The organism is Kineothrix alysoides (assembly GCF_000732725.1).
Lineage (GTDB): Bacteria > Bacillota > Clostridia > Lachnospirales > Lachnospiraceae > Kineothrix > Kineothrix alysoides.
In genome coordinates this window covers 1469015-1492519 of the sequence record NZ_JPNB01000001.1, presented here as the reverse complement: position 1 = coordinate 1492519, position 23505 = coordinate 1469015, and the positions used below count along the sequence as shown (strand labels likewise).

Below are 23505 nucleotides of genomic sequence, written 5' to 3'. Positions count from 1 at the left end.
AGGAGAAATGGTTATGATAGCATATATAAAAGGTGAAATCGCTGATATTACAGAGGATAATCTCGTTCTGGAGGCGAACAGCATCGGATACAATATTAAAATATCTTCGGGTACGGCAGGAATGCTGCCGGGAATCGGCGAGGAAGTGAAGATATACACCTATACCTGTGTAAGAGAGGATGCATTCCATCTGTACGGCTTTCTTACGAAGGACGATCTGGACATATTCAAGAAGCTGATTACGGTAAATGGAATCGGTCCCAAGGGCGGTCTTGCTATCTTGTCCGTAATGAGTGCGGACAGCTTGCGGTTTGCTATTATTTCGGGAGATGTGAAGGAAATTTCCAAAGCGCCCGGCATTGGGAAGAAGACTGCCGAGAGAGTAATCCTCGACCTTAGAGATAAGGTTTCCATAGAAGATACTTTCGTGAATAAAAGTATGGGCGGCGAGCTTAGCGGTGCATCATCCGGTGACACAAGCTCCAAAAATGAAGCCATAGAAGCGCTTACTGCATTGGGCTATTCCGCCTCCGAGGCGTTAAAGGCAGTAAAGCAGATTGCTGTTACAGAGGATATGGATACGGAGGATATCTTGAAGCTTGCGCTTAAGAAGATATAATGAAGCGGGGACTTTCGCTGTGAACTGCGCCGTGGAAGCTGCCGCTTGGATTTTTACTTTGAAAGGATAATGGTTATATAAATGGCAAGAAGAATGATAGAAACAAACCTGACGGAAGAAGATATAAAAATCGAAGGCTCTCTCAGACCCCAGTGCCTTGCAGATTATATCGGACAGACGAAGGTGAAAGAGAATCTGAAGGTATATATCGATGCGGCAAAGCTTAGAAATGATTCCCTTGATCACGTATTGTTCTACGGTCCCCCGGGGCTTGGAAAGACTACTTTGGCCGGTATTATAGCGGCGGAGATGGGCGTCAATATGAAGGTCACCAGCGGCCCGGCTATTGAGAAGCCGGGGGAGATGGCGGCGATCCTGAATAATTTACAGCCTGGTGATTTATTGTTCGTGGATGAGATTCACCGCCTGAACAGGCAAGTAGAAGAGGTTCTTTATCCGGCGATGGAGGACTATGTCATAGATATTATAATAGGAAAAGGTGCTGCGGCACGGTCTATACGCTTGGAACTTCCCAAGTTCACGCTGGTGGGGGCGACTACGAGAGCGGGACTTTTGACAGCTCCCTTAAGAGACCGTTTCGGCGTAATTCACCGGTTGGAATTCTACTCCGTCGAGGAGCTTAAAATTATTATTCTGCATTCCGCAAGGGTTTTGAACGTTGCAATCGAAGAACAGGGAGCAGAGGAACTGGCAAGGAGAAGCAGGGGAACACCGCGGCTGGCCAACCGGATGCTGAAGCGGGTAAGGGACTACGCACAGATAAGGTACGATGGGGTCATAACAGAAGAAGTGGCTAAGACAGCCTTGGATCTCATGGACGTGGACCGCATGGGATTAGACTATATCGACAGGAACATCTTGATTACCATAATCGATAAGTTCAAAGGAGGTCCCGTGGGGCTGGACACGCTTGCCGCATCCATCGGAGAGGATGCAGGCACCCTGGAGGACGTATATGAGCCTTACCTTTTGAAAAACGGATTTATAAACCGAACTCCGAAAGGAAGAACAGCGACAGATTTGGCATATCATCATTTAGGACTTGAAATTCCCTCTTAATATCTATATAATAAATATTGTGTAAATTATGAATGTATTAGGGCATATTTTGTGTTAAGGGGTGAGGGAATGTCGGCGAAGACAGATACGGAAGTTATCATTGGCGGTAAAGTATTTACTTTGAGCGGTTACGAGAGCGAAGAGTATTTGCAGAGAGTCGCGTCTTATATTAACAATAAGATGACGGAGTACGGCAAAGTCGACAGCTTTAGAAGGCAGCCTCTGGATACCCAGAACGTCTTGCTGCAGCTTAATATTGCCGACGATTATTTCAAGGCAAAAAAGCAGATAAGCCTTTTAGAGGAAGATATTCAGAGCAAGGAAAAGGAATTGTACGACTTGAAGCATGAGTTGATCACTTCCCAGATTAAGCTGGAAAATACAGAGAAAAGCGTAAAAAGTCTGCAAGCGGAAATAAATGAAAACGCAAAGAAAATGATTCGCATGGAAATGGAACTAAAGGATGCGAAAAAGTAATATAAAGGAATCATAGAAAACGGGCTGTCTTACGAAAAGGCAGCTTTTTCTAATCAAAGGTAAAAATAAAAAATGAAAAAAGTAGAACTTCTTGCGCCTGCGGGTAATTATGAATGCTTTCTGGGTGCAGTGCATGCCGGGGCAGATGCCGTTTATCTGGGCGGAAACAAATTCGGAGCACGGGCATATGCGGATAACTTTTCGGAAGAGGAAGTTATAAACGCCATAAGGCATGCTCATATATATGGAAGAAAAGTATATTTAACGCTGAATACCCTCGTAAAGGAAAGCGAATTTGCGGAAATTTACGATTACCTGCAGCCCTTTTATCAAGCAGGCCTGGATGGAATCATCATTCAGGATATGGGAGCATTTCGGTCGGTCGGAGAATGGTTTCCCCGATTGGAGCGTCATATCAGTACGCAGATGACCATAACGGGAGCGTATGGCGCGGAGTATATAAAGAGACTGGGAGCCACTCGCATCGTACCGGCCAGAGAGCTGTCCCTTGCAGAAATCAAAAATATAAAAAAAGAAGTGGATATTGAGATAGAGATCTTTGTTCACGGAGCTGTCTGCTATTGTTATTCCGGACAATGTTTGTTCAGCAGCATCATCGGCGGAAGGAGCGGTAACAGAGGCAGATGTGCGCAGCCGTGCCGCCTGCCTTATTCTGCGGAAGGGAAAAAAGAGAAATATCCTCTCAGCCTGAAGGATATGTGTACGATAGCGCTAATTCCTGAGCTGATCGAAGCCGGAATCGATTCCTTTAAAATTGAAGGAAGGATGAAGAGCCCTGAATACGTTGCAGGGGTGACCGCTCTTTACCGGAAATATATCGATAAATATTATGATAGCCGGGGAGCGGGATATTCCGTTAAAAAAGAGGATATGGAGGCTCTTCGCTCCTTGTATATCCGAAGCGAAATCAGTGAAGGATATTATCATAAGCATAATGGCAAGGATATGATAACGCTGGATAACCCAAGCTATGGAGGACGAGACGAAAGCTTGTCCCAAAGAGTCAGGGAGGAATATCTGCAAGGAGATTACCGCCTTGATGTGACGGGAAAAACGAGACTGTATAAAAACAGCCCCGCCTATTTTGCCCTTACTTATAAAAATATGACGGCCGCCATATATGGAAATATTGTGGAAGAAGCCTTAAAACAGCCAATGAGTGAGGAGAGCGTGCGTAAACAGCTTGCAAAAAGCGGGAATACGGCATTCCATTTAGAAAATATCGAAATCGATATGGAATCAGATATTTTCATTCCCGTAAAGGCGCTGAATGATTTGCGCCGTATGGCGTGTGAGGCATTAGCGGAAAAAATAATTACGTTCAATGGGCTTTCTTATCCAGAGCGCAAAGAAACAGCAGCGGAGAACCCAAACAATGAGAAACTGAAAGCAGCTGGTGAAGAAATAAAGCCTTGCCGGGATAAAAAAGCGGAGAAAAGTGATAGGACTGTTAGTAAGCCTATAAATGAAATAAAGCTGCATGTGTCCGTACAGACAGAGGAACAGCTTAGCGCCGCGCTGGAAAACAGTATATCCCGGATTTATATTTCTTCGGACTTGCTGGAAGCATCCGGCTCCACGGAGTGTACCTTAAGAAATAATAAAAAGGATATAAAATTTTATCTGGCAATGCCCCATATTATAAGAGATTATGATAAAATGTTTTTGGATAAAATGAAAAAGCTGCTGGAGGGAGAACAGTTTTCGGGAGTATTAATCCGAAATCAGGAAGAGTTGCAATGGCTTAGGAGCTTTTTCTATAGTAAGGATATTGTCACTGACGCTAATCTTTATATGTGGAACAAAGAAGCATATGAAGTTTACAAGGATGAGTGCGCGGAACGGTATCTTCCCCATGAGCTTAATTTCAAAGAAATTGCCGGACTGATGGAAGCCGTGGGCAGTGATTCCTTATCCCAAATCGTCTATGGAAGGATACCTATGATGGTAACCGCCAACTGTGTTTCTAAGACTATGGGCTTTTGCAGGAAGACCGGGGGAAATAAGAACGCAGTAAGCGGAACAACCTTTTTGACCGATCGGTACCGAAAAAATTTTCCGGTATATTTGAATTGCAGACACTGTTATAATATTATTTATAATTCGGTTCCTTTGTCGCTGCATCAGAACCTTTTAAAAATGAGGAAGCTTGGAGTTTCGACGTTTCGTCTGGATTTTACCACGGAAAAGGAGAAGGATGCAGGGGAGATTATTTCTTTCTATGAAAGCAGGATAAGAAACAGCGGGAAAGAGGAAGGGAAACCTCCGTTTGCAGAATATACAAACGCGCATTTGAATCGGGGAGTAGAATAAATTTACATTTAAAAAGTGTACGGGTGAATTATGGAATTATATATTACGGAACTATCGAAATATGTTATAACTTTATTTATGGTATTGTATGTCTGCGAATGCTTCGCAGTATTCAGGTACCGGGACGAAGAGGACAGAAGCGGAACTTACACTAGACAGAATATTTTAATGTTTTTGATTCATTTTTCTTGCTTTATGGTAATCTGTTTTGAAACGGGAGAGATGAGCTATCTGTTTTTTTATGCGTTCCAGCAAATTGTTCTGTTCGCTACTGTGGCGCTCTTCCACGTGGTATATCCGCGGGCGAACCGATTGATCGTAAACAATATGTGTATGCTTTTGAGTATCGGCTTTATAGTCCTTACGCGAATCTCCTATGAAAAGGCTGTGAAACAATTCGTCATCGTGGCATTTTCCATCGCGATAACCATGGTGATTCCTTTTTTCGTACACAGGCTTAAATTTCTAAAGAGCCTGACGTGGGTTTATGCCATCATAGGAGCCGGAGCTCTTGCAGTGGTGCTCATTTTAGGGACGGCGACCTATGGTTCGAAGATATCTTATTCCTTTGCGGGAGTAACCTTTCAGCCATCGGAATTCGTGAAGATTATCTTTGTGTTTTTTGTAGCCAGCGCATTGTATGAATCCACTTCATTTTTTGAGGTGTTCACAACGGCCGTAGTAGCGGGAATCCATGTGGTTATACTGGTTATTTCCAAGGATCTTGGCAGTGCCTTAATCTTTTTTATGGTATACGTATTCATGGTGTTTATTGCTACGAAGAATCCGCTGTATCTGCTTGCCGGAGCAGTGGGGGGCTCCGGTGCGGCAATCATTGCCTATAAGGTATTTACTCATGTTCAGGTGAGGGTTCAGGCGTGGAGTGACCCGTGGAGTCAAATTGACTCAGGCGGATATCAGATCACACAGTCTCTGTTTGCCATAAGCAGTGGAGGGTGGTTCGGCCTGGGCCTTTTTCAGGGCACACCGGAATCGATTCCCTTTGTGGAGGCAGACTTCATATTTTCGGCGATTGCGGAGGAGCTTGGAATCATATTTTCCATGTGCCTGATTCTTGTATGTATTAGCTGCTTCATCATGTTTATGAATATCTCTATGAAATTGAATGATCGCTTTTATCAGCTCATAGCCTTTGGTTTGGGAGTTACCTATATATTTCAGGTATTTCTTACCATTGGCGGCGGCAGCAAATTCATTCCTCTTACCGGAGTTACCTTGCCGCTTATCAGCTACGGAGGAAGTTCTGTCCTTACGACCCTCATTATGTTCGCCATCATCGAAGGACTTTGCATGATTCATCAGGACGAGGAGAAGGAAATGCTTCGGGCAGAAAAAAAGAAGCTTAAGAAGCTAAAAAATCAGAAGCAAAGAGAAAAAACTTACATTGAGGATTTGGATGAGAGTGAAGAATAGAGCGGATAACAATAGAAAAAAAATTAATATTCAGATCGCAATCGTGACCTTTTTGTTTGTGGGCGTTTTTGTAGGAATGATGGGTTATATCTGTTATTACTCCGTGACGAATAAGCAGGAGTTGATTAACAACAGCTATAACAGCAGGCAGAAAATGTTGATTGCACAAAATATCAGAGGTACCATATATTCCAAGGACGGGGATGTATTAGCTGAGACGGTAACGGACAGCGACGGGGAAGAGACGAGGCAGTATCCTTATGCCGACTTGTTTTCTCATGCGGTGGGTTATTCCACCAACGGCAGGGCGGGAGTAGAGGCTTTGGGCAATTATTATCTGATCAATTCCAATGCTCCCTTATCGGATAAGGTGGCCAAAGATGTATCAGGCGAAAAATATCCGGGAGACGATATTTATACAACGCTGGATGTAAACCTTCAGGAAGTAGCGTACAATGCGCTTGGTGTATACAAGGGGGCGATAATTGTGACCCAGCCTTCCACGGGGAAGATCCTGGCCATGGTTTCCAAACCCGATTTCAACCCAAATCAAATAGATGCCATATGGGACGACTTGGTGGCCGATGAGGATAACAGCATCCTGCTTAACCGCACCACACAAGGCTTGTATCCGCCCGGCTCTACCTTTAAGATTGTTACAGCCTTGGAATATATAAGGGAAAATCCCGATGCCTATAAAAACTATACATTTAATTGTACCGGAAGCTTTTCAGACGGTGCAGACAGAATTAATTGTTACCATGGACAGAGCCATGGCAGCGAAGACTTTGCGCTGTCTTTTGCCAAATCCTGCAACTCTTCTTTCGCCAACATAGGGCTTAAGTTAAATAAAAGCAAGTTCGATGACACATTAGCTGACTTGATGTTCAATGAGGAGCTGCCTCTGAAAGTGAATTACAGCAAAAGCAGAATAACAGTAAATGAAGACTCCACCAATGCGGACATGATGCAGATTGCAATCGGACAGGGAACCACCGGCATGACACCCATTCATTTAAATATGATTACCAGCGCGATCGCAGACGGCGGTGTTGTGATGCAGCCCTATATGATCGATCACGTGGAGAACAGTGCGGGAACGGTAATCAAACAGTTTGCACCGTCCTCTTACCGCAAGCTGATGACTGAGGCAGAAGCGGATATTTTGGCCGGATTGATGAAGGGAGTCGTGGAGAAGGGGACTGCCAGCAGGCTAAAAGGCTTGTCTTACACGGCGGCAGGAAAGACCGGATCTGCAGAATATAATAGTGTAAAAGAAGACTCTCATGCGTGGTTTACCGGCTTCGCGCCGGTGGAAGAACCTGAAATCTGTGTCACTATTATTATAGAAGGCGCAGGCTCCGGCGGTGATTATGCGGTTCCTATTGCCAAGAGAATATTTGATGCGTATTTCGGTGCCTGAAAATTGGCAGCACAGCTTTTGTTCCGCGCGCGTAGCTGCGCATCCATTGTCCTGTAATAGGAGTACTTTGCTATTACAGGACAATAGAGGCTAATAAATAGCCTCTATCTGTAACTGCTGTTCTGTTGATAAATCGATAAGTCCTTCCGGCGAGCGGAGAAGCGGTCTGGACAAATACTTTTGATTGATTAAAACAACCTCCGCCACGCGTCCATCGCTCAGACGTATATTATTTCCCACCTGGGAGGCGGCAATGTGTGATAGAATCGGGCGCAGTATAGTTTCTTCATAAATGATGAAGCCCGCTTTCTCGAAACCGGCGATAATCTGGAACGGATGATAGGACTGGCGGTACATTCTGGAAGAGGTCATGGCTTCATAGGTATCGATAATCGCTATGTACTTTGCAAAACGGTCTATCTTATCGCCTCTAAGTCTTGAAGGGTAGCCGGAGCCGTCACAGCGTTCGTGGTGCATGAGTGTTGCATTGATGATATGAGGATTCAAATCCAGCTCTTTAAGCAAATCAAAGCCGGTCAGGGTATGGGTTTTGATTTGGGTGAACTCCAGCTCTGTAAGCTTTTCCGACTTCCATATTAAGTCATTGGGAAGCTTTAGTTTGCCAATATCGTAGAAGAATCCGCATTTAATCAGTATTTCAGTATCCTCCTGCGAAAGATTGAGCCATTTCGCAAACACACCGGCAATTAAAGCAGAATTCAGGCAATGGGCATGTGTCATGTTGTCTTCGCTGGGAAGCATATGATAAAGGTAGTCCAATAAAAGCTCGCCGCTTTGCGCATAAGGGGTAATTGCATGATAGATGTCCATGAGATGGTCGACCGGAAAGGGAATGCCCTTCGTAACGAAGTCCACCATAAGCTCTTTGTAATATAGAAGGTATTCGCTGTAAACGGCATCGAATTTCTTGAAGCCTTCGCTCAGGCGCACCCTTTCAAAACGTGTAGTCGCGTAGTCGATCGCTTCTTTGATGACAACGCTCATTACAGAATGGCGAACAATTTTCTTGATATGGCTGTCCTCCAGAATCGTACCGGCAGCCACAAGAAGTTCATTTTTATAATTAAAAACATCTTCACCGATTTCCATTCCGGGTTTTAACGTAATGCTGGCAATATTGATCATAGGTGAATCCCTCCTTTTGGTGGGCAATATGTTTTCTTGTAATTTCAGTATAAGTTATAGTGAAAGAATGTCAATGTTTTTTTAGGTAAAGTATGCTATAATAGTTGCAGTTCAGCCTTCGGCTAAACGCAACATGTATGCACACAAAATGCGATACCACTGCATGTTGACGCTTGCAGCCTTCGCAAAATTGCGTCTCTATGCAATTTTGGCTTCGCGGTATGGAAGGCTGAATGGCAAACTATAATACATGGATAAAGATCTGCATGCAAAAAAGAGGACGATAGGTGCATAAATGAAGTTTTATAAAAATCTCTATGTTGGTGAGACTATAAAAAACCCGAATAAAGTGAAATGGAAGCTGCGCCTTGGTTCCATACAGCCGATGGTATATGTGATTGCTCTTTCGAAAGGAAGAGATCAGCTTGACATATATCACAGCGGTTTTTTGCGGCAGAAATATTACAGAAAGCATCCTCCCTATATTATAGGTATCAGCGGCGGCTATGATGAGGCAGTAGATATTGTAGTGAAAATTGCTCAGGAGGCGCTGCAGATAAGCGGAAGTCCCGACATTAAAAAGTTCTTATTTCCCTAGAAACGTGATTGCGAGGTATATATGCTGCATATCGTATTGCTGATATTGAAAATAATAGGAGTGATTTTGGCCGTTCTCTTGGGCATTCTGCTTCTGGCGATTTGCCTGGTGCTGTTTGTTCCTGTCAGATATCGTATTCAGGCAGACGGAAAGCTGGGAGAAGACGAGCCCCTTAGGGTGAGGGTCAAGATAACGTGGCTGCTTCACATCCTGAACGCTTTATTGACCTGTTCGAAGGCAGTAAGACTTAGAGTACGGATATTCTTTTTCACTCTTTTCGATTCCTCTAAACCCAAAAAAGAGAAGGCTGAAAAAAAGCGTGAAATAAAAAAAGAAAAGAGAGAAAAGAAGGCAAAGAAGGGGCTAAATGAGAGCAAAAATAAAAATAAGGATATACTAGAAGAAAACGTAGAAAATAAAGCGGAGGAAAATCAAGACAATAAATCAGACAGAGAGATTCAAAGCAAAGAGCAAAATGAAATTCAAAGCAAAGCTGAAAATAAATCGGAAAATAAAATAGAAGGTAAGCAGAAGATACCTGAGAAAGCAATCGAAAATAACGCAATTGGAAACGATTCTGCAAAAAAAGATAATGTCCGGGAAGACGTGTATGAAAAAGATGAGGGCGTCGGGGATAGCACAGAAAGTGAGAAAAAGAGTGGTCTCTTAGAAAAACTGCGCGCGGCTTATTTTAAGATAATAGAATTCTTTCGAAAAATAATAGATTTTTTACGGAAACTTTTGGAAATAATAAGAAATATTGAGTACACAATAACTGCTATATGTGATAAAATAAAAAAGATTATTGAGGACATAGGATATTATACGGAATTGTTACAGGGCGAAGTTTTTAAGGAAGCTTTTGGAATTTCGAAAAAGCAGCTTTTCCGTATTATAAGGAGCATCCGGCCAAGGAAGTGCGATGTTCGCCTGACAGTGGGTACCGGAGATCCGGCAAGCACGGGGCAGATACTCGCCATTTATGGAATGTTATATCCCTTCATCGGGAATAATGTTAGGATACAGGCGGATTTTGAAAATATGATAGTAGAAGGCAGTTTGGATATAAGAGGCAGGGTTACTGCATTCACACTTCTCATCGCAGCCTTTCGGTTGTATCGGGATAAGAATATCAAGCAATTGCTGAAGTTATTAAAAAGGGAGGACTCTTAAATGGCAGATAATAATTTTTCGGGAGTAATAGAATCTTTGATGAAGGGCATTGATTCCGTACTTACGACGAAGACGGTAGTGGGAGAAGCGACGCAGGTTGGAGATACCATTATCCTTCCCCTTGTGGATGTTACCTTCGGTGTAGGGGCAGGAGCCAGCTCTGCGGATAAGAAGAGCGGAGGTGCTGGAGGCTTTACTGGCAAGATGACGCCCAGTGCGGTATTGGTCATCAAGAACGGCACCACCAAACTGGTAAATATAAAAAATCAGGATACGGTTACGAAGATTCTCGATATGATTCCCGATATTGTAGATAAGTTCACTTCCTCTTCCGACAAGGATGAGATGATTGCGGACGATGCAGCGGTAGACATTGCGTTCCCCGAGGGAACGGAGTAATGGGTATCTATTGCGGGCAAATTGCATAAGATATAGTAAAAGGCATAGGCGGAGATGGTTGCATGAAGAAAATGATTGGTTTTATCGCTTTTTGGATTGCGGTAGGCATGTTACTTATGCTTTTTTTTACCAGCAGGTTTCTCGGTTTGATTATTTGCGCACTGCTGTTGTTGATAGGTTATAACTTTTATTATTGCGATTAACCGGGAACGGCATAGTTATTAGTATGGCTTTATAAAGCGGCAAGATGAGGGTAGCAGGATGAACTTTCAGGAGGAAAAGGAACTTTCCTTCGATTTGGAGGAGATACTCAAAAACGGTTCCGGCGATGAACTGAATGAATTAAAAATTTGGCTTTTCAAAGAAAATGTGCGAATGGAGAATTTGAAAAGAGAAATATCCGAGCTTCAGGAGAAATTCGCCGGAGAGAAAAAGCAGTTCCAGGATGAGATGCGTACGCTCAGCCATTCTATGGAAATAGACAGAAAACGGCTGCAGCAGGAAAACACCTTTTTTGACCAGAAGATGAAGATTCTTCAAAAAGGGTTCGAGCAGCTCGAAGAGGACCGTCATAAATTCCAAAAGGAGAGGGACAAGTTCGAAGCAAAAAAAGAAGTGTATGAGGACGGACCGTCATTTTTTGGGCGTTCAGATTTAGCTGGGATGCTCTTTAAAGGAGTGAACAGCCGCCTCGCATTAAAAAAGAGGTATAAGGACTTAATTAAGATGTTTCACCCTGACAATGTGGCGGGGGATCACGAAATGGTACAGATTATCAACCGGGAATACGAAGAGCTTCGAAGAGCATATGATATAGGAAAGCAAGCATAGAGGGCACCAGATACTAAGGCACTAAAAAAACAGCCGATCAGGCTGTTTTTTCGATACGTTTTCATTAAGATAATCCGATAAAATTAAGCTCTTTCAACTCTTCCGGACTTCAAGCAGCTCGTACAAACATGTAATTTTCTAGCCGCACCATTCACTTTGCATTTTACGTTCTTCACGTTAGAATTCCAGATTCTGTTAGTTTTTCTATTAGAATGGCTTACATTATTGCCAAAATGAGCGCCTTTACTGCAGATATCACATTTAGCCATCGTCTTGCACCTCCTCGAATTTATACTCACAACATTTGTATAATATCAGAAAATAATAGGGAATGCAAGCCTAAATTTTCAATGTCCTAATTTTTTTATTATTTATTATTAGTAGTTTCTTTTTTTATAAGGAGCGGTTATAATACAATATATATGTCTATGATTAAAGAATAAGGAGGTATGTTATGAAAGCTTCTTCTATGGATACCCATATGGGAAATATTGCTATTGACAATGAAGTAATTGCACAGTACGCCGGTTCGGTGGCCATGGAATGCTTCGGCATAGTCGGTATGGCCAGTGTTAATATGAAAGATGGTCTTGTGAAACTTTTAAAAATGGATAGTATGACGAGAGGCATTAAAGTAACGCTGGATAATAACAAGCTGATACTTGATTTTCACGTAATCGTCTCTTATGGAGTGAGCATCTTGGCCGTTTCTGATAACCTGCTCAGCAACGTGAAATACAAAGTGGAAGAATTTACAGGTATTGAAATTGAGAAAATCAACATCTTTGTAGAAGGTGTAAGAGTGATTGATTAAGGAGGATTTTGTTGTGGCTAATACAATCGACGCTAGGATGCTTTCTAAGATGTTCTTGGCTGGTGCAAAAAATTTGGAAGCAAAAAAGGAATGGATCAATGAATTGAACGTATTCCCGGTGCCGGACGGCGATACCGGCACGAACATGACATTGACCATTATGTCTGCGGCAAAAGAAGTTTCACTTATGGAGAATCCGGATATGTCCTCGCTTTGCAAGGCGATTTCCTCAGGCTCTTTAAGGGGGGCGAGAGGTAACTCCGGCGTTATTCTTTCACAGTTGTTTCGTGGATTTACAAAGGTCGTAAGGGAATACGATGAACTGGATACAACTATTATTGCCGATGCTTTTGATAAAGCGGTGGAGACCGCATATAAAGCAGTTATGAAGCCTAAGGAGGGTACGATTCTTACCGTTGCCAAGGGCGGGGCTCAGAAAGCGAGAGAACTTGCTGATAACGGCGAAGAGGATTTGGAGATTTATTTCGGAGAAATCATCCGTTATGCGGATGAGGTTCTTAGCAAGACCCCGGATATGCTTCCGGTATTAAAGCAGGCGGGAGTTGTTGATTCCGGCGGTCAAGGCTTGATGCAGGTGTTAAAGGGAGCTTATGACGCTTTCCTTGGCAAAGAATTAGACCTTACGATACCGGACGCTAAACCGGCGGCTTCCTATGCGATGACGATGAATATGGATGCGCAGGCACAGGCGGATATTAAGTACGGTTACTGTACGGAATTTATTATTATGCTTAACAGGAACTTTAATATTAAGCAGGAGATGGATTTTAAGGAATATTTGGAATCTATCGGAGATTCCATAGTGGTAGTTGCGGATGACGATGTGGTAAAGGTGCATGTACATACCAACGATCCGGGACTTGCGATTCAAAAGGCTTTAAAATATGGCGCTCTGTCCAATATGAAAATAGACAATATGAGATTGGAACATGAGGAGAAGCTGTTCAAGATGTCCGAGAAGAATCAGGAGATGGCATCTTCTGAGATGCCCAGAAAAGAAGTCGGATTTATTGCAGTTTCCGTAGGCGAAGGAATCAACGAGATATTTACCGGATTAGGAGTGGATTATATTATCGAAGGCGGACAGACGATGAACCCCAGTACTGAGGATATGCTCAATGCCATCGATAAAGTGAATGCGGATACTGTCTTCATCTTGCCAAATAACAAGAATATCATTTTGGCGGCAGAACAGGCGACGCATATGGCGGAGGGCAAGAACATCGTAGTAATTCCTACCAAGACCGTGCCTCAGGGAATTACGGCTGTAATTAATTACGTACCGGACCTCTCCGTTGAGGAGAATACGGAGACGATGATCGAAGAAATCAAAGCGGTCAGCACCGGTCAGGTAACCTATGCGGTTCGTGATACGGTAATCGACGATAAAGAAATCAAGGCCGGCGATTATATGGGAATCGGAGACAGCGGTATCTTATCCATCGGTACCGACATGATAGAAATCACCTTCCGGATGATAGAGGATATGATGGAGGACGAAAAGGAACTCATCAGCATCTATTATGGAAAAGAGATTTCCGAGGAGACGGCGGAAGCGCTGAAGGAAAGAGTAGAAGCCCGTTATCCGAAATGTGATATAGAACTGCAGTACGGCGGACAGCCCATTTATTACTATATTGTTTCGGCGGAATGATTGATAACAACGATAAAGGACGGATGCGTATGCCGTCCTTTTTTTAGACAGATGGTATGATTATGGATGATAGTACGAACATTATTGACATTAAAGGCATCGGGGAAAAAACAGCGAAGCTTTTTGGTAAACTGAACATTAACGATGTGGGTGGCCTTTTACGTAATTATCCGAGGGATTATGAGACCTTTAAGGAACCCGTAATGATAAGCGACGCCCCGGCGGGAGAGATCTGCTCCGTAAGGGCGTGCCTTGCGGGCAATATCGCCGCCAAAAAAGTGCGTAACCTGACGATTTTGAATTTCGAGATCAGGGATGCTGGCGGACAGATATTTATGACCTATTTTAACACTTCTTATGTGAAAAGTATGCTGAAAAAAGGCTTATTCTATATTTTTAGAGGAATCCCTTTAAAAAAGGGAGGACGGTTTGTGATGGAGCAGGCAAAAATATACAAACCGGAGGAATATTTTAAGCTTACCGGAGTGATGCAGCCCAGATATTCCCTTACAGCAGGGCTTACCAATAATATGGTCACAAAAGCTGTAAAGCAGGCGCTGGCACATTATCGTTTCGGAGAAGACTATCTGCCGGAGGAGATAAGGGAAACACAGCAGCTCATTTCCTACGGGCAGGCCATAGAAGACATTCATTTTCCTAAGGATTTTGAAGAAATGCTTATTGCGAGAAGGCGGCTCGTATTCGATGAGTTCTTCTTGTTTCTTCTCGCTCTTCGCAAGTGTAAGGAGCACAACGAGGTGCTTCAAAATATCTACCCCATGGTAGAGGTGGCAGAGACGAAGCGGCTCATAGAAGCGCTTCCCTACGCGCTGACCGGAGCCCAGAAAAGGGTATGGGAAGAAATCAGACAGGATTTGCAGGGAGAAAAAGTAATGAACCGCCTGATTCAGGGAGATGTGGGCTCGGGTAAGACGATTCTCGCTTTTCTTTCTCTTTTGATGTGCGTATCCAACGGCTATCAGGGTGCGATGATGGCTCCTACGGAGGTGCTGGCGAGACAGCATTTCGAGGCAGCCTCGAAACTGACCGCAAAATATAAACTGCCCTTCGTTCCTATGCTTCTGACGGGTTCTATGACCGCGAAGGAAAAGAGGGAAGCTTACGAGGAAATAAAAAGCGGCCGTGCTAACCTCGTTATCGGTACCCATGCGTTGATCCAGGAAAAGGCAGAGTATAAGAACCTGGCTCTCGTAGTAACGGACGAGCAGCACCGCTTCGGTGTCAGGCAGAGGGAAACGCTTGCAGGAAAAGGGGAAAATGTACATGTAATCGTAATGAGTGCAACGCCGATACCGCGTACTCTTGCCATCATTTTATACGGGGATTTGGATATTTCCATCGTGGACGAGCTTCCTGCCAACAGGCTTCCCATTAAAAACTGTGTAGTTTCTACAGACTATAGAGAGAAAGCATATCGCTTTATCGAAAAAGAAGTGCAGGCAGGCCGTCAGGTCTATGTGATTTGCCCGATGGTAGAGGAGGGAGAACTGGAAGGTGCGGAAAATGTCATTTCTTATACGGAGAAATTGAAAAGTGCCCTTCCTTCTAAAATACAGACGGCGTATCTTCATGGAAAAATGCGCCCTGCGGATAAGAACCAAGTGATGGAGGAATTCGCGAAACGCAATATAGACGTATTGGTATCTACCACTGTAATCGAGGTCGGCATTAACGTACCCAATGCAACGGTAATGATGGTGGAAAATGCGGAACGCTTTGGACTTGCCCAGCTTCACCAGCTTCGCGGGCGGGTAGGAAGAGGCGAGCATCAGTCCTACTGCATTTTTGTAAGCGGTTCGGATAAGAAGCAGACGATGGAACGTCTGGATATACTGAACCATTCCAACGACGGTTTTTTTATCGCAGGAGAGGACTTGAAGCTTAGAGGGCCGGGCGATCTGTTTGGTATCAGGCAGAGTGGGATCATGAATTTTAAAATAGGAGATATATATCAGGATACGGATGTTTTAAAGAGGGCTAAGGAAAGCGTGGATGCCTTGCTTTTGAGGGATGAAAAGCTGGAGGAGGACGGACATTTGCCGCTTAAGCTGTATATGGATGAGGCGTTAAATTCAGTTGACTTTAGGACAATCTGACAGTAATATATAAACAGTAATATTATAGTAAGAAAACATAAGAGCGGAAGGAGAGGTATCCGCCGCATGATGTCTATGCATGAGGATACCGGAAATGAAATTGGCAAATATTGCAATTATAACGGACAGTAACAGCGGAATTACGCAGGCGCAGGCGAAGGAACTGGGAATACACGTGTTGCCTATGCCTTTTATGATTAATGATGTAACTTATTTTGAAGATATCGATTTGTCCCAGGAGCAGTTTTATGACAGGCTGGCGGCGGGAGACAGCGTAGTAACCAGTCAGCCCTCTCCGGAGACTGTTATGAACTTATGGAGCAATTTACTCAAAGACTTCGATGAGGTCGTGCATATCCCCATGTCCAGCGGCCTTTCCGGTTCCTGCCAGAGTGCGCTGATGCTGGCGAGGGAATATGATGGGAAGGTGCATGTAGTCAATAACCAAAGGATTTCAGTTACCCAGAGGCAGTCGGCTTTGGATGCGAAGAAGCTGGCGGAAGAAGGAAAGAGCGGCCAGGAAATCAAAGATTTTCTTGAAGCCGACAAATACAATTCCAGCATTTACATTATGCTGGACACCTTGTATTATCTGAAAAAGGGAGGAAGGATTACTCCTGCGGCCGCAGCGCTCGGTACTCTGCTTAAATTAAAGCCGGTACTTCAGATTCAGGGAGAGAAACTGGATGCTTTCGCTAAGGCGAGAACTACCACTCAAGGGAAATCTCTTATGACTACGGCGATTAAAAATGATATGAACAATCGTTTGGGAGGAGCTGACAGGGATAATATATGGCTGCAGATTGCCTATACCCATAATGTGGAAATGGCGCTTACTTTTAAAGAGGAGCTGTTGCAGACATTTCCAAATTTCGATGTGCATGTAGCACCGTTGTCTCTCAGCGTAGCCTGTCATATTGGGCCGGGAGCCCTGGCAGTTGCCTGCTGTAAGAAAAATAAATAAAATGACGTTATATAGACGGCATGTCCGGCATTTGTCCGGGCAGCCGTTTTTTTGCATTATAGGAAGCGCAGAACAAAAGCTGTGTTACCGAATCGTTTGGCTGCGGGAGTAAGTGAAGCACACTTTTGTTCTACAACAGGAAAATGCTCCTGTTGCAGAAAGATGGATGCGCAGCTACGCGCGGAACAAAAGCTGTGCTGCAGAATCGTCTGGCTGCAGTAGTAAGTGAAGCACACTTTTGTTCTGTAACAGGAAATAAGGAAATAGCCACTATATACGGTATTTTTCACTTTCCAATGTACAAAGTATATGGTATACTACATTGTGTGTTTTTATAGACAATTATGAGAGAGGGTGTAGTAAATGGCTAGAGAGGGTACCTATGACGCTTCGAGCATTACCGTTTTGGAAGGATTGGAAGCGGTCAGAAAAAGACCGGGAATGTACATAGGAAGCGTTTCAACCAAGGGCTTGAATCATCTGATATATGAAATTGTGGACAATGCGGTGGACGAGCATCTCGCCGGATATTGTGATACGATAAAGGTAACGCTGGAGGCAGATGGCTCCGCGACCATAGATGATAACGGGCGAGGCATTCCGGTAGGCATGCATGAAAAGGGCGTGAGTGCAGAGCGTCTCGTCTTTACAACCCTGCATGCGGGCGGTAAATTCGACGATTCTGCTTATAAGACCAGCGGAGGACTGCACGGGGTGGGTTCCTCTGTTGTAAACGCGTTATCGGCATATTTGACGGTTCAGGTAAAAAACGGCGGATTAATTTACGAGGATAAATATGAGAGAGGCAATCCGGTCATCGAGCTGCAAAACGGGTTGCTCCCTGTTATCGGCAAATCCAGGGAAACAGGAACGAAGGTGAACTTCCTTCCGGATGATACGATTTTTGATAAGACGCGCTTTAAGGAGGATGATGTGAAAAGCCGCCTTCATGAGACGGCATATTTGAATCCGGCGCTTACGATTATATACGAGGATAAAAGAAGGGTTGAAACCGAATACATCGAATATCACGAGCCTGAAGGCATTGTAGGTTTCATCCGGGATATGAACAAGACGAAGGAGAGCATTCACGACGTTATTTATTTTAGCGGAGAAAGCGAAGGCATATCCGTCGAGGTGGCTTTTCAATATGTAAATGAATTTCATGAGAATGTACTTGGTTTTTGCAATAATATATACAATGCGGAAGGCGGCACTCATCTGACCGGCTTTAAAACCATGTTCACCAACGCGATCAACAACTATGCCAGAGAGCTTAACATCCTGAAGGAAAAGGATGTGAACTTCACCGGAGCCGACGTGCGAAACGGAATGACGGCAGTGGTATCTATTAAGCACCCGGACCCCAGATTCGAAGGGCAGACGAAAACGAAGCTGGACAATCAGGATGCCGCCAAGGTGGTGAGCAAGGTGACGGGGGATGAAATCGTTCATTACTTTGACCGTAATCTGGAGACCTTGAAAAATATTATCGGCTGCGCAGAAAAAGCGGCCAAAATCCGAAAGTCAGAGGAAAAGGCAAAAACGAATATGCTCACCAGGCAGAAATTTTCCTTCGATTCCAACGGAAAGCTTGCCAACTGCGAATCCAGAGATGCCTCCCGTTGTGAAATATTTATAGTAGAGGGAGATTCTGCAGGGGGAAGTGCGAAAACTGCAAGAAATCGTGCATTTCAGGCTATTTTGCCTATCCGTGGCAAGATTCTTAACGTAGAAAAAGCCAGTATTGACAAAATACTTGCAAATGCAGAAATTAAGACGATGATAAACACCTTCGGATGCGGTTTTTCCGAAGGTTATGGCAATGATTTCGATATCTCCAAGCTGCGTTACGATAAGATTATTATTATGGCCGATGCCGACGTAGACGGAGCCCATATTTCAACACTCTTGTTAACGTTGTTTTACCGCTTCATGCCGGAGCTCATCTTTGAAGGGCACGTGTATATCGCCATGCCGCCCTTATATAAAGCAATGCCTGCCAAAGGAAAAGAGGAATACCTCTACGACGACAAGGCGCTGGAAAAATACCGGAAGCATCACAAGGGTTCCTTTACCTTGCAAAGGTATAAGGGCCTAGGAGAAATGGATGCCGATCAACTCTGGGAGACAACCCTTAACCCTGAAACCAGACTTTTGAAGCTGGTGGAGATTGAGGATGCAAGAATGGCTTCTGAGGTGACAGAAATGCTGATGGGAACGGAGGTCCCTCCCAGAAAGGCATTTATTTATGAGCATGCGGCCGACGCAGAGCTGGATGTGTAAGAAGGAATCAGAGGGGTAGAATATGGACGACAGCAGAATTATTAAGACCGAGTATTCGGAGGTTATGCAAAAATCATATATTGACTACGCGATGAGCGTTATTATTGCAAGAGCGCTCCCGGACGTGAGAGACGGCCTGAAGCCGGTGCAGAGAAGGACACTGTACGATATGCACGAGCTTGGAATGAGATACGACAGACCATTCCGTAAGAGCGCCCGTATTGTCGGCGATACCATGGGTAAGTACCACCCTCACGGGGATAGCTCCATTTATGAAGCCCTTGTTGTCATGACCCAGGAGTTTAAGAAGGGAATGCCCTTAGTGGACGGACACGGTAACTTCGGCAATATCGAAGGAGATGGGGCGGCGGCTATGAGGTATACGGAGGCGAGGCTCCAGAAGATAACGCAAGAGGCGTTCCTCGCCGATCTCGATAAGGACGTAGTAGACTTCATTCCGAACTTCGACGAAACGGAAAAGGAGCCATCTGTACTGCCGGTAAAGATTCCTAACCTTTTAGTGAATGGTTCGGAAGGCATCGCGGTAGGTATGGCTACCAGCATCCCGCCTCACAATCTTTCCGAGGTCATCGATGCCACCAGAGCCTACATGAAGGATGAGAACATCACCGTCAGGGAGCTGATGAAATACGTAAAGGGCCCGGATTTTCCCACGGGAGGCATTGTAATCAACAAGGACGAGCTTCTGGAAATCTATGAGACCGGAGCCGGCAAGATCAAGGTCCGCGGTAAAATCGAGGTAGAAAAGAGCAAGGGGGGCAAGACCAATCTTGTCATTACGCAAATCCCTTATCCTATGATAGGTCAAGGCATATCTAAGTTCCTTTCCGACGTGGCTAGCCTTGCGGAGACGAAGAAGACACAGGATATCGTGGATATTTCCAATCAGTCTTCTAAGGAGGGTATACGCATAGTCATTGAACTTAGAAAGGATGCCGATGTAGAGAACTTTACAAATATGCTCTACAAGAAGACGAGGCTGGAAGACACCTTCGGGGTCAATATGCTGGCCATTGCGGACGGCAGACCGGAAACCCTGGGGTTAAAGCAGATTATTAAGTTCAGTGTTGATTTCCAGTTCGAAGTTGCGAAAAGGAAGTATGAGACCCTCCTTCAGAAGGAACTGGAACGTAAGGAAATACAAGAAGGCCTTATCAAGGCATGCAACGTCATCGATTTGATTATAGAAATACTGCGCGGAAGCAAGGACCGTGCCATGGCAAAGGCTTGCCTGATAGAAGGCGTAGTGGACGGAATCAAGTTCCGTTCCAAGGAGTCCAAAATCATGGCGGCTCAGCTTATGTTCTCCGAAAAGCAGGCGGACGCGATTCTGGATATGCGCCTTTACCGCTTGATCGGTCTGGAAATAGAGGCTTTGATCAGCCAGCACGAGGAAACCATGGCAAATATTTACCGGTACGAGGATATTCTCGACCGCAGAGATTCCATGGCGCAGGTAATTATGAACGAGCTGGATGCCATTAAGAAGGAATATGGACGCCCCAGAAGAACCGTGGTGGAAAACAGCGCAGAAGCAGTATATGAGGAAAAGAAGCTGGAAGAAATGGAAGTCATGTGTCTAATGGACCGTTTTGGCTATTTAAAAACAATAGACATTCCTACCTACGAAAGAAACAAGGAGGCGGCGGATGCGGAGAACCGATTCGTATTTCCCTGCAAAAATATTGGACGAATCTGCATTTTCACAAATAAGGGACAACTGCATACGATCAAGGTGCCGGATCTGCCGTTTGGAAAATTCAGGGACAAAGGCGTTCCGGTGGACAATGTGAGCAACTATAATTCGCAGAAGGAAGAAATCATATTGGTTACCAGTCAGTCACGACTCAATCTCTACCGAATCATCTTTTCTACCAAGCTGTCCATGCTGAAAATCGTAGACGGCGGAGAGTTCGATGTAACGAAACGTACGGTAGCGGCTACCAAACTTCTTGACGGAGACGAGGTAGTGAGTACGGAAATCTTCGACGGACAAAAAAGTATCGTGCTTCAGACCACAGGCGGATTTTTCCTGCGCTTCCCGGTAGAGGAGATTCCCGAAAAGAAAAAGGGTGCAGTAGGCGTGCGCGGAATGAAACTAGGTGACGGGGATAGCGTGGAAGCGGTTTACTATACGCTGGGAACCGGAGAGAATGCGGTAGAATACAAAAATAAAAAGGTGGAGCTGAACAAGCTGAAGATGGGAAAGAGAGATACGAAGGGCGTTAAAATTCGTCTATAATATTTCGCAAAAAAGATTGACCGCAAGCCTTGAAACGATTAATATGTTGATATATAGTAGAAATAATGAGCAATGCGCTTTGAGAATTGACTTTATATTTAAATATTTCATCCGCTCAAGCGGCGGATTAGCGGGAGCATATATGAGAGTAATAGCAGGAACGGCGAGAAGCCTCAGATTGAAGACAGTTGACGGGCTGGATACGAGGCCTACCACCGATAGAATAAAAGAGACCTTATTCAACATGTTACAGCCATATGTGGCAGACAGTATTTTCATCGACCTATTCAGCGGAAGCGGAGGAATAGGAATAGAGGCCTTGAGCCGAGGGGCGAAAAAAGCCTATTTTGTGGAAAACGGCAAGGATGCTTTTTCCTGTATTTCCTGGAACGTAAAATCTACCGGCTTTGAGGATAAGGCAGTGCTTTTAAAGCAGGATGTTCTGTCTGCTCTATCGACAATTTCTGAAAAGGAAGCGGATATTATTTTCATGGACCCGCCCTATGCCTCCGGCGCTGAAAAGGAAATACTTTGGGCGCTGTCGGACAAGCCTTATGTGACGGAAAATACGTTAATCGTCGTGGAAGCGGCGCTGGAAACTGACTTTTCTTATTTAAATAGCCTGGAAAATTTTGGATTTGAAATTTGGAAAACGAAAAATTATAAAACGAATAAACACGTATTTATAATAAAAGAAGGGACAAACAAATGAAATCTGCGATATATCCGGGAAGCTTTGACCCGGTGACCTTCGGACATCTGGATGTAATAAAGCGTACGGCGAATATTTTTGACGAATTAACGGTAAGCGTGTTGGATAATCACTTAAAGACTCCGTTGTTTTCTGTGGAAGAACGTGTTAAGATATTACAGGAAGCGACGAAGGACATTCCGAATGTAAAGATAGATTCTTTCAAGGGTTTGTTAATCGATTACGCGAAGAAAAAAGGTGTACATGTAGCGGTAAGAGGGCTTCGCGCCATTACCGATTTTGAATATGAGTTACAGATTGCCCAGACCAACCATAAACTTTCAGGGGGTGAGCTGGATACTATGTTTTTGACTACCAGTCTGGAATATGCTTACTTAAGCTCCAGCAGCGTAAAAGAAATCGCCAGCTTTAACGGGGATATTTCCATGTGTGTGCCGGAATTCATCGCTAAACTTGTTTATGAAAAATATGGTTTTTAAGAGAATAAAATTGTCATGCGCGGCTGACCGCAATAGGAGATTTGTATATGAGCAGTAGAATCGAACAATTGATAGACGAGATAGAGGAATATGTTGACAGTTGTAAATATCAGCCTTTATCCAATACGAAAATAATTGTAAATAAAGAGGAAATTGACGAATTGCTCAGAGAGCTTCGCATGAAAACTCCCGATGAAATCAAGCGCTATCAGAAAATCATAAGCAACAAGGAAGCCATTTTGAACGATGCGCGTTCCAAAGCGGAGGCTTTGATCAACGAGGCCACGATGCATACTAACGAGCTTATTAACGAGCATGAAATCATGCAGCAGGCATATGCGCAGGCGAACGAAGTGGTCACGCTGGCGTCACATCAGGCGCAGGAGATTTTGGACAATGCCACTATAGAAGCCAACAACATCCGCTCCGCGGTAATGCAGTATGCGGACGAGATGCTGGCGAATCTTGAGAATTTAATCGCACAGACAGCTAATATGACTACTGCTCATTATGAGAGCTTTGTCAATAACCTGAATAGCTATGCGGAAATCGTGAGGGTGAATAGGGCAGAGTTAAATCCTCAAGAGGAGGATGATTTATTAAAGGAAGGTGGAGGAGAGGCCGGAGCGGAATCTCTGAATCTCGATTTGCTGAAGTGAAAACAACGGGCAATTAGAACCG

The 23505-nt window shown here is 44.2% G+C and carries 22 protein-coding genes; 20 read left to right on the top strand and 2 right to left on the bottom strand.

Annotated features, from left to right (window positions below; genetic code table 11):
- Positions 1 to 13: 13 nt before the first annotated feature.
- The 6 genes from ruvA to CC90_RS0107025 all read left to right on the top strand — a co-directional run bounded on the left by ruvA (position 14) and on the right by CC90_RS0107025 (position 7367).
- A complete protein-coding gene (ruvA, locus tag CC90_RS0107050; protein WP_031390090.1) occupies positions 14 to 619 on the top strand; it encodes a Holliday junction branch migration protein RuvA in 606 nt (201 codons plus the stop codon).
- Between the two features lie 81 nt (positions 620 to 700).
- Complete coding sequence (gene ruvB / locus CC90_RS0107045; protein WP_031390089.1) at positions 701 to 1699, top strand: Holliday junction branch migration DNA helicase RuvB; 999 nt, start codon at positions 701 to 703, stop codon at positions 1697 to 1699.
- Positions 1700 to 1768: 69 nt separating this feature from the next.
- On the top strand, positions 1769 to 2176 hold the full coding sequence (gene zapA / locus CC90_RS0107040) for a cell division protein ZapA (protein ID WP_031390088.1): 408 nt from the start codon (positions 1769 to 1771) through the stop codon (positions 2174 to 2176).
- Between the two features lie 72 nt (positions 2177 to 2248).
- Positions 2249 to 4510: a U32 family peptidase gene (locus CC90_RS0107035; RefSeq protein ID WP_031390087.1), complete on the top strand. Its 2262-nt coding sequence runs from the start codon at positions 2249 to 2251 to the stop codon at positions 4508 to 4510.
- A gap of 30 nt (positions 4511 to 4540) precedes the next feature.
- A complete protein-coding gene (locus tag CC90_RS0107030; protein ID WP_035315226.1) occupies positions 4541 to 5944 on the top strand; it encodes an FtsW/RodA/SpoVE family cell cycle protein in 1404 nt (467 codons plus the stop codon).
- The gene (locus CC90_RS0107025; RefSeq protein WP_031390085.1) at positions 5928 to 7367 is read left to right on the top strand and encodes a peptidoglycan D,D-transpeptidase FtsI family protein; all 1440 of its coding nucleotides are present in this window, start codon (positions 5928 to 5930) and stop codon (positions 7365 to 7367) included. Before CC90_RS0107030 ends, CC90_RS0107025 begins: the two co-directional genes overlap by 17 nt.
- Before the next feature lie 90 nt (positions 7368 to 7457).
- Here CC90_RS0107025 and CC90_RS0107020 read toward each other — a convergent pair whose 3' ends face one another.
- Positions 7458 to 8513, bottom strand: a complete 1056-nt coding sequence (locus CC90_RS0107020; protein WP_051869316.1) for an HD-GYP domain-containing protein — start codon at positions 8511 to 8513, stop codon at positions 7458 to 7460.
- Between the two features lie 295 nt (positions 8514 to 8808).
- On the opposite strand from CC90_RS0107020, the gene CC90_RS0107015 reads away from it, so the two are divergent.
- From CC90_RS0107015 to CC90_RS0106995, 5 genes are all read left to right on the top strand, one after another.
- Entirely contained in the window at positions 8809 to 9111 is a 303-nt protein-coding gene (locus CC90_RS0107015; RefSeq protein WP_031390083.1) for a hypothetical protein, read from the top strand.
- A gap of 21 nt (positions 9112 to 9132) precedes the next feature.
- Positions 9133 to 10284 carry a DUF2953 domain-containing protein gene (locus CC90_RS0107010; RefSeq protein WP_031390082.1) on the top strand — a complete coding sequence of 384 codons (1152 nt, stop codon included), beginning with the start codon at positions 9133 to 9135 and terminating at the stop codon, positions 10282 to 10284.
- Positions 10285 to 10683 (top strand): GerW family sporulation protein, encoded by a 399-nt coding sequence (locus tag CC90_RS0107005; RefSeq protein WP_031390081.1) that lies wholly within the window; start codon positions 10285 to 10287, stop codon positions 10681 to 10683.
- A 62-nt stretch (positions 10684 to 10745) separates the two neighbouring features.
- Positions 10746 to 10886, top strand: a complete 141-nt coding sequence (locus CC90_RS24340) for a hypothetical protein (RefSeq protein ID WP_165919308.1) — start codon at positions 10746 to 10748, stop codon at positions 10884 to 10886.
- Between the two features lie 58 nt (positions 10887 to 10944).
- Positions 10945 to 11514 (top strand): hypothetical protein, encoded by a 570-nt coding sequence (locus CC90_RS0106995; protein WP_031390080.1) that lies wholly within the window; start codon positions 10945 to 10947, stop codon positions 11512 to 11514.
- A gap of 83 nt (positions 11515 to 11597) precedes the next feature.
- Here CC90_RS0106995 and rpmB read toward each other — a convergent pair whose 3' ends face one another.
- Entirely contained in the window at positions 11598 to 11783 is a 186-nt protein-coding gene (gene rpmB / locus CC90_RS0106990) for a 50S ribosomal protein L28 (protein WP_031390079.1), read from the bottom strand.
- A gap of 185 nt (positions 11784 to 11968) precedes the next feature.
- On the opposite strand from rpmB, the gene CC90_RS0106985 reads away from it, so the two are divergent.
- From CC90_RS0106985 to CC90_RS0106945, 9 genes are all read left to right on the top strand, one after another.
- Positions 11969 to 12328, top strand: a complete 360-nt coding sequence (locus CC90_RS0106985; protein ID WP_031390078.1) for an Asp23/Gls24 family envelope stress response protein — start codon at positions 11969 to 11971, stop codon at positions 12326 to 12328.
- A 37-nt stretch (positions 12329 to 12365) separates the two neighbouring features.
- On the top strand, positions 12366 to 14003 hold the full coding sequence (locus CC90_RS0106980; protein ID WP_031390077.1) for a DAK2 domain-containing protein: 1638 nt from the start codon (positions 12366 to 12368) through the stop codon (positions 14001 to 14003).
- 62 nt (positions 14004 to 14065) lie between these two features.
- Entirely contained in the window at positions 14066 to 16120 is a 2055-nt protein-coding gene (recG, locus tag CC90_RS0106975; protein WP_031390076.1) for an ATP-dependent DNA helicase RecG, read from the top strand.
- 94 nt (positions 16121 to 16214) lie between these two features.
- Positions 16215 to 17084 (top strand): DegV family protein, encoded by an 870-nt coding sequence (locus tag CC90_RS0106970; RefSeq protein WP_031390075.1) that lies wholly within the window; start codon positions 16215 to 16217, stop codon positions 17082 to 17084.
- Between the two features lie 363 nt (positions 17085 to 17447).
- On the top strand, positions 17448 to 19370 hold the full coding sequence (locus CC90_RS0106965; RefSeq protein ID WP_031390074.1) for a DNA gyrase/topoisomerase IV subunit B: 1923 nt from the start codon (positions 17448 to 17450) through the stop codon (positions 19368 to 19370).
- A 22-nt stretch (positions 19371 to 19392) separates the two neighbouring features.
- Complete coding sequence (locus CC90_RS0106960) at positions 19393 to 21633, top strand: DNA gyrase/topoisomerase IV subunit A (RefSeq protein WP_031390073.1); 2241 nt, start codon at positions 19393 to 19395, stop codon at positions 21631 to 21633.
- A gap of 142 nt (positions 21634 to 21775) precedes the next feature.
- The gene (rsmD, locus tag CC90_RS0106955; protein WP_031390072.1) at positions 21776 to 22345 is read left to right on the top strand and encodes a 16S rRNA (guanine(966)-N(2))-methyltransferase RsmD; all 570 of its coding nucleotides are present in this window, start codon (positions 21776 to 21778) and stop codon (positions 22343 to 22345) included.
- Positions 22342 to 22824 carry a pantetheine-phosphate adenylyltransferase gene (gene coaD, locus CC90_RS0106950; RefSeq protein ID WP_031390071.1) on the top strand — a complete coding sequence of 161 codons (483 nt, stop codon included), beginning with the start codon at positions 22342 to 22344 and terminating at the stop codon, positions 22822 to 22824. The genes rsmD and coaD overlap by 4 nt, the downstream gene beginning before the upstream one ends.
- 47 nt (positions 22825 to 22871) lie before the next feature.
- On the top strand, positions 22872 to 23483 hold the full coding sequence (locus CC90_RS0106945) for a hypothetical protein (RefSeq protein ID WP_031390070.1): 612 nt from the start codon (positions 22872 to 22874) through the stop codon (positions 23481 to 23483).
- Positions 23484 to 23505 lie beyond the last annotated feature (22 nt).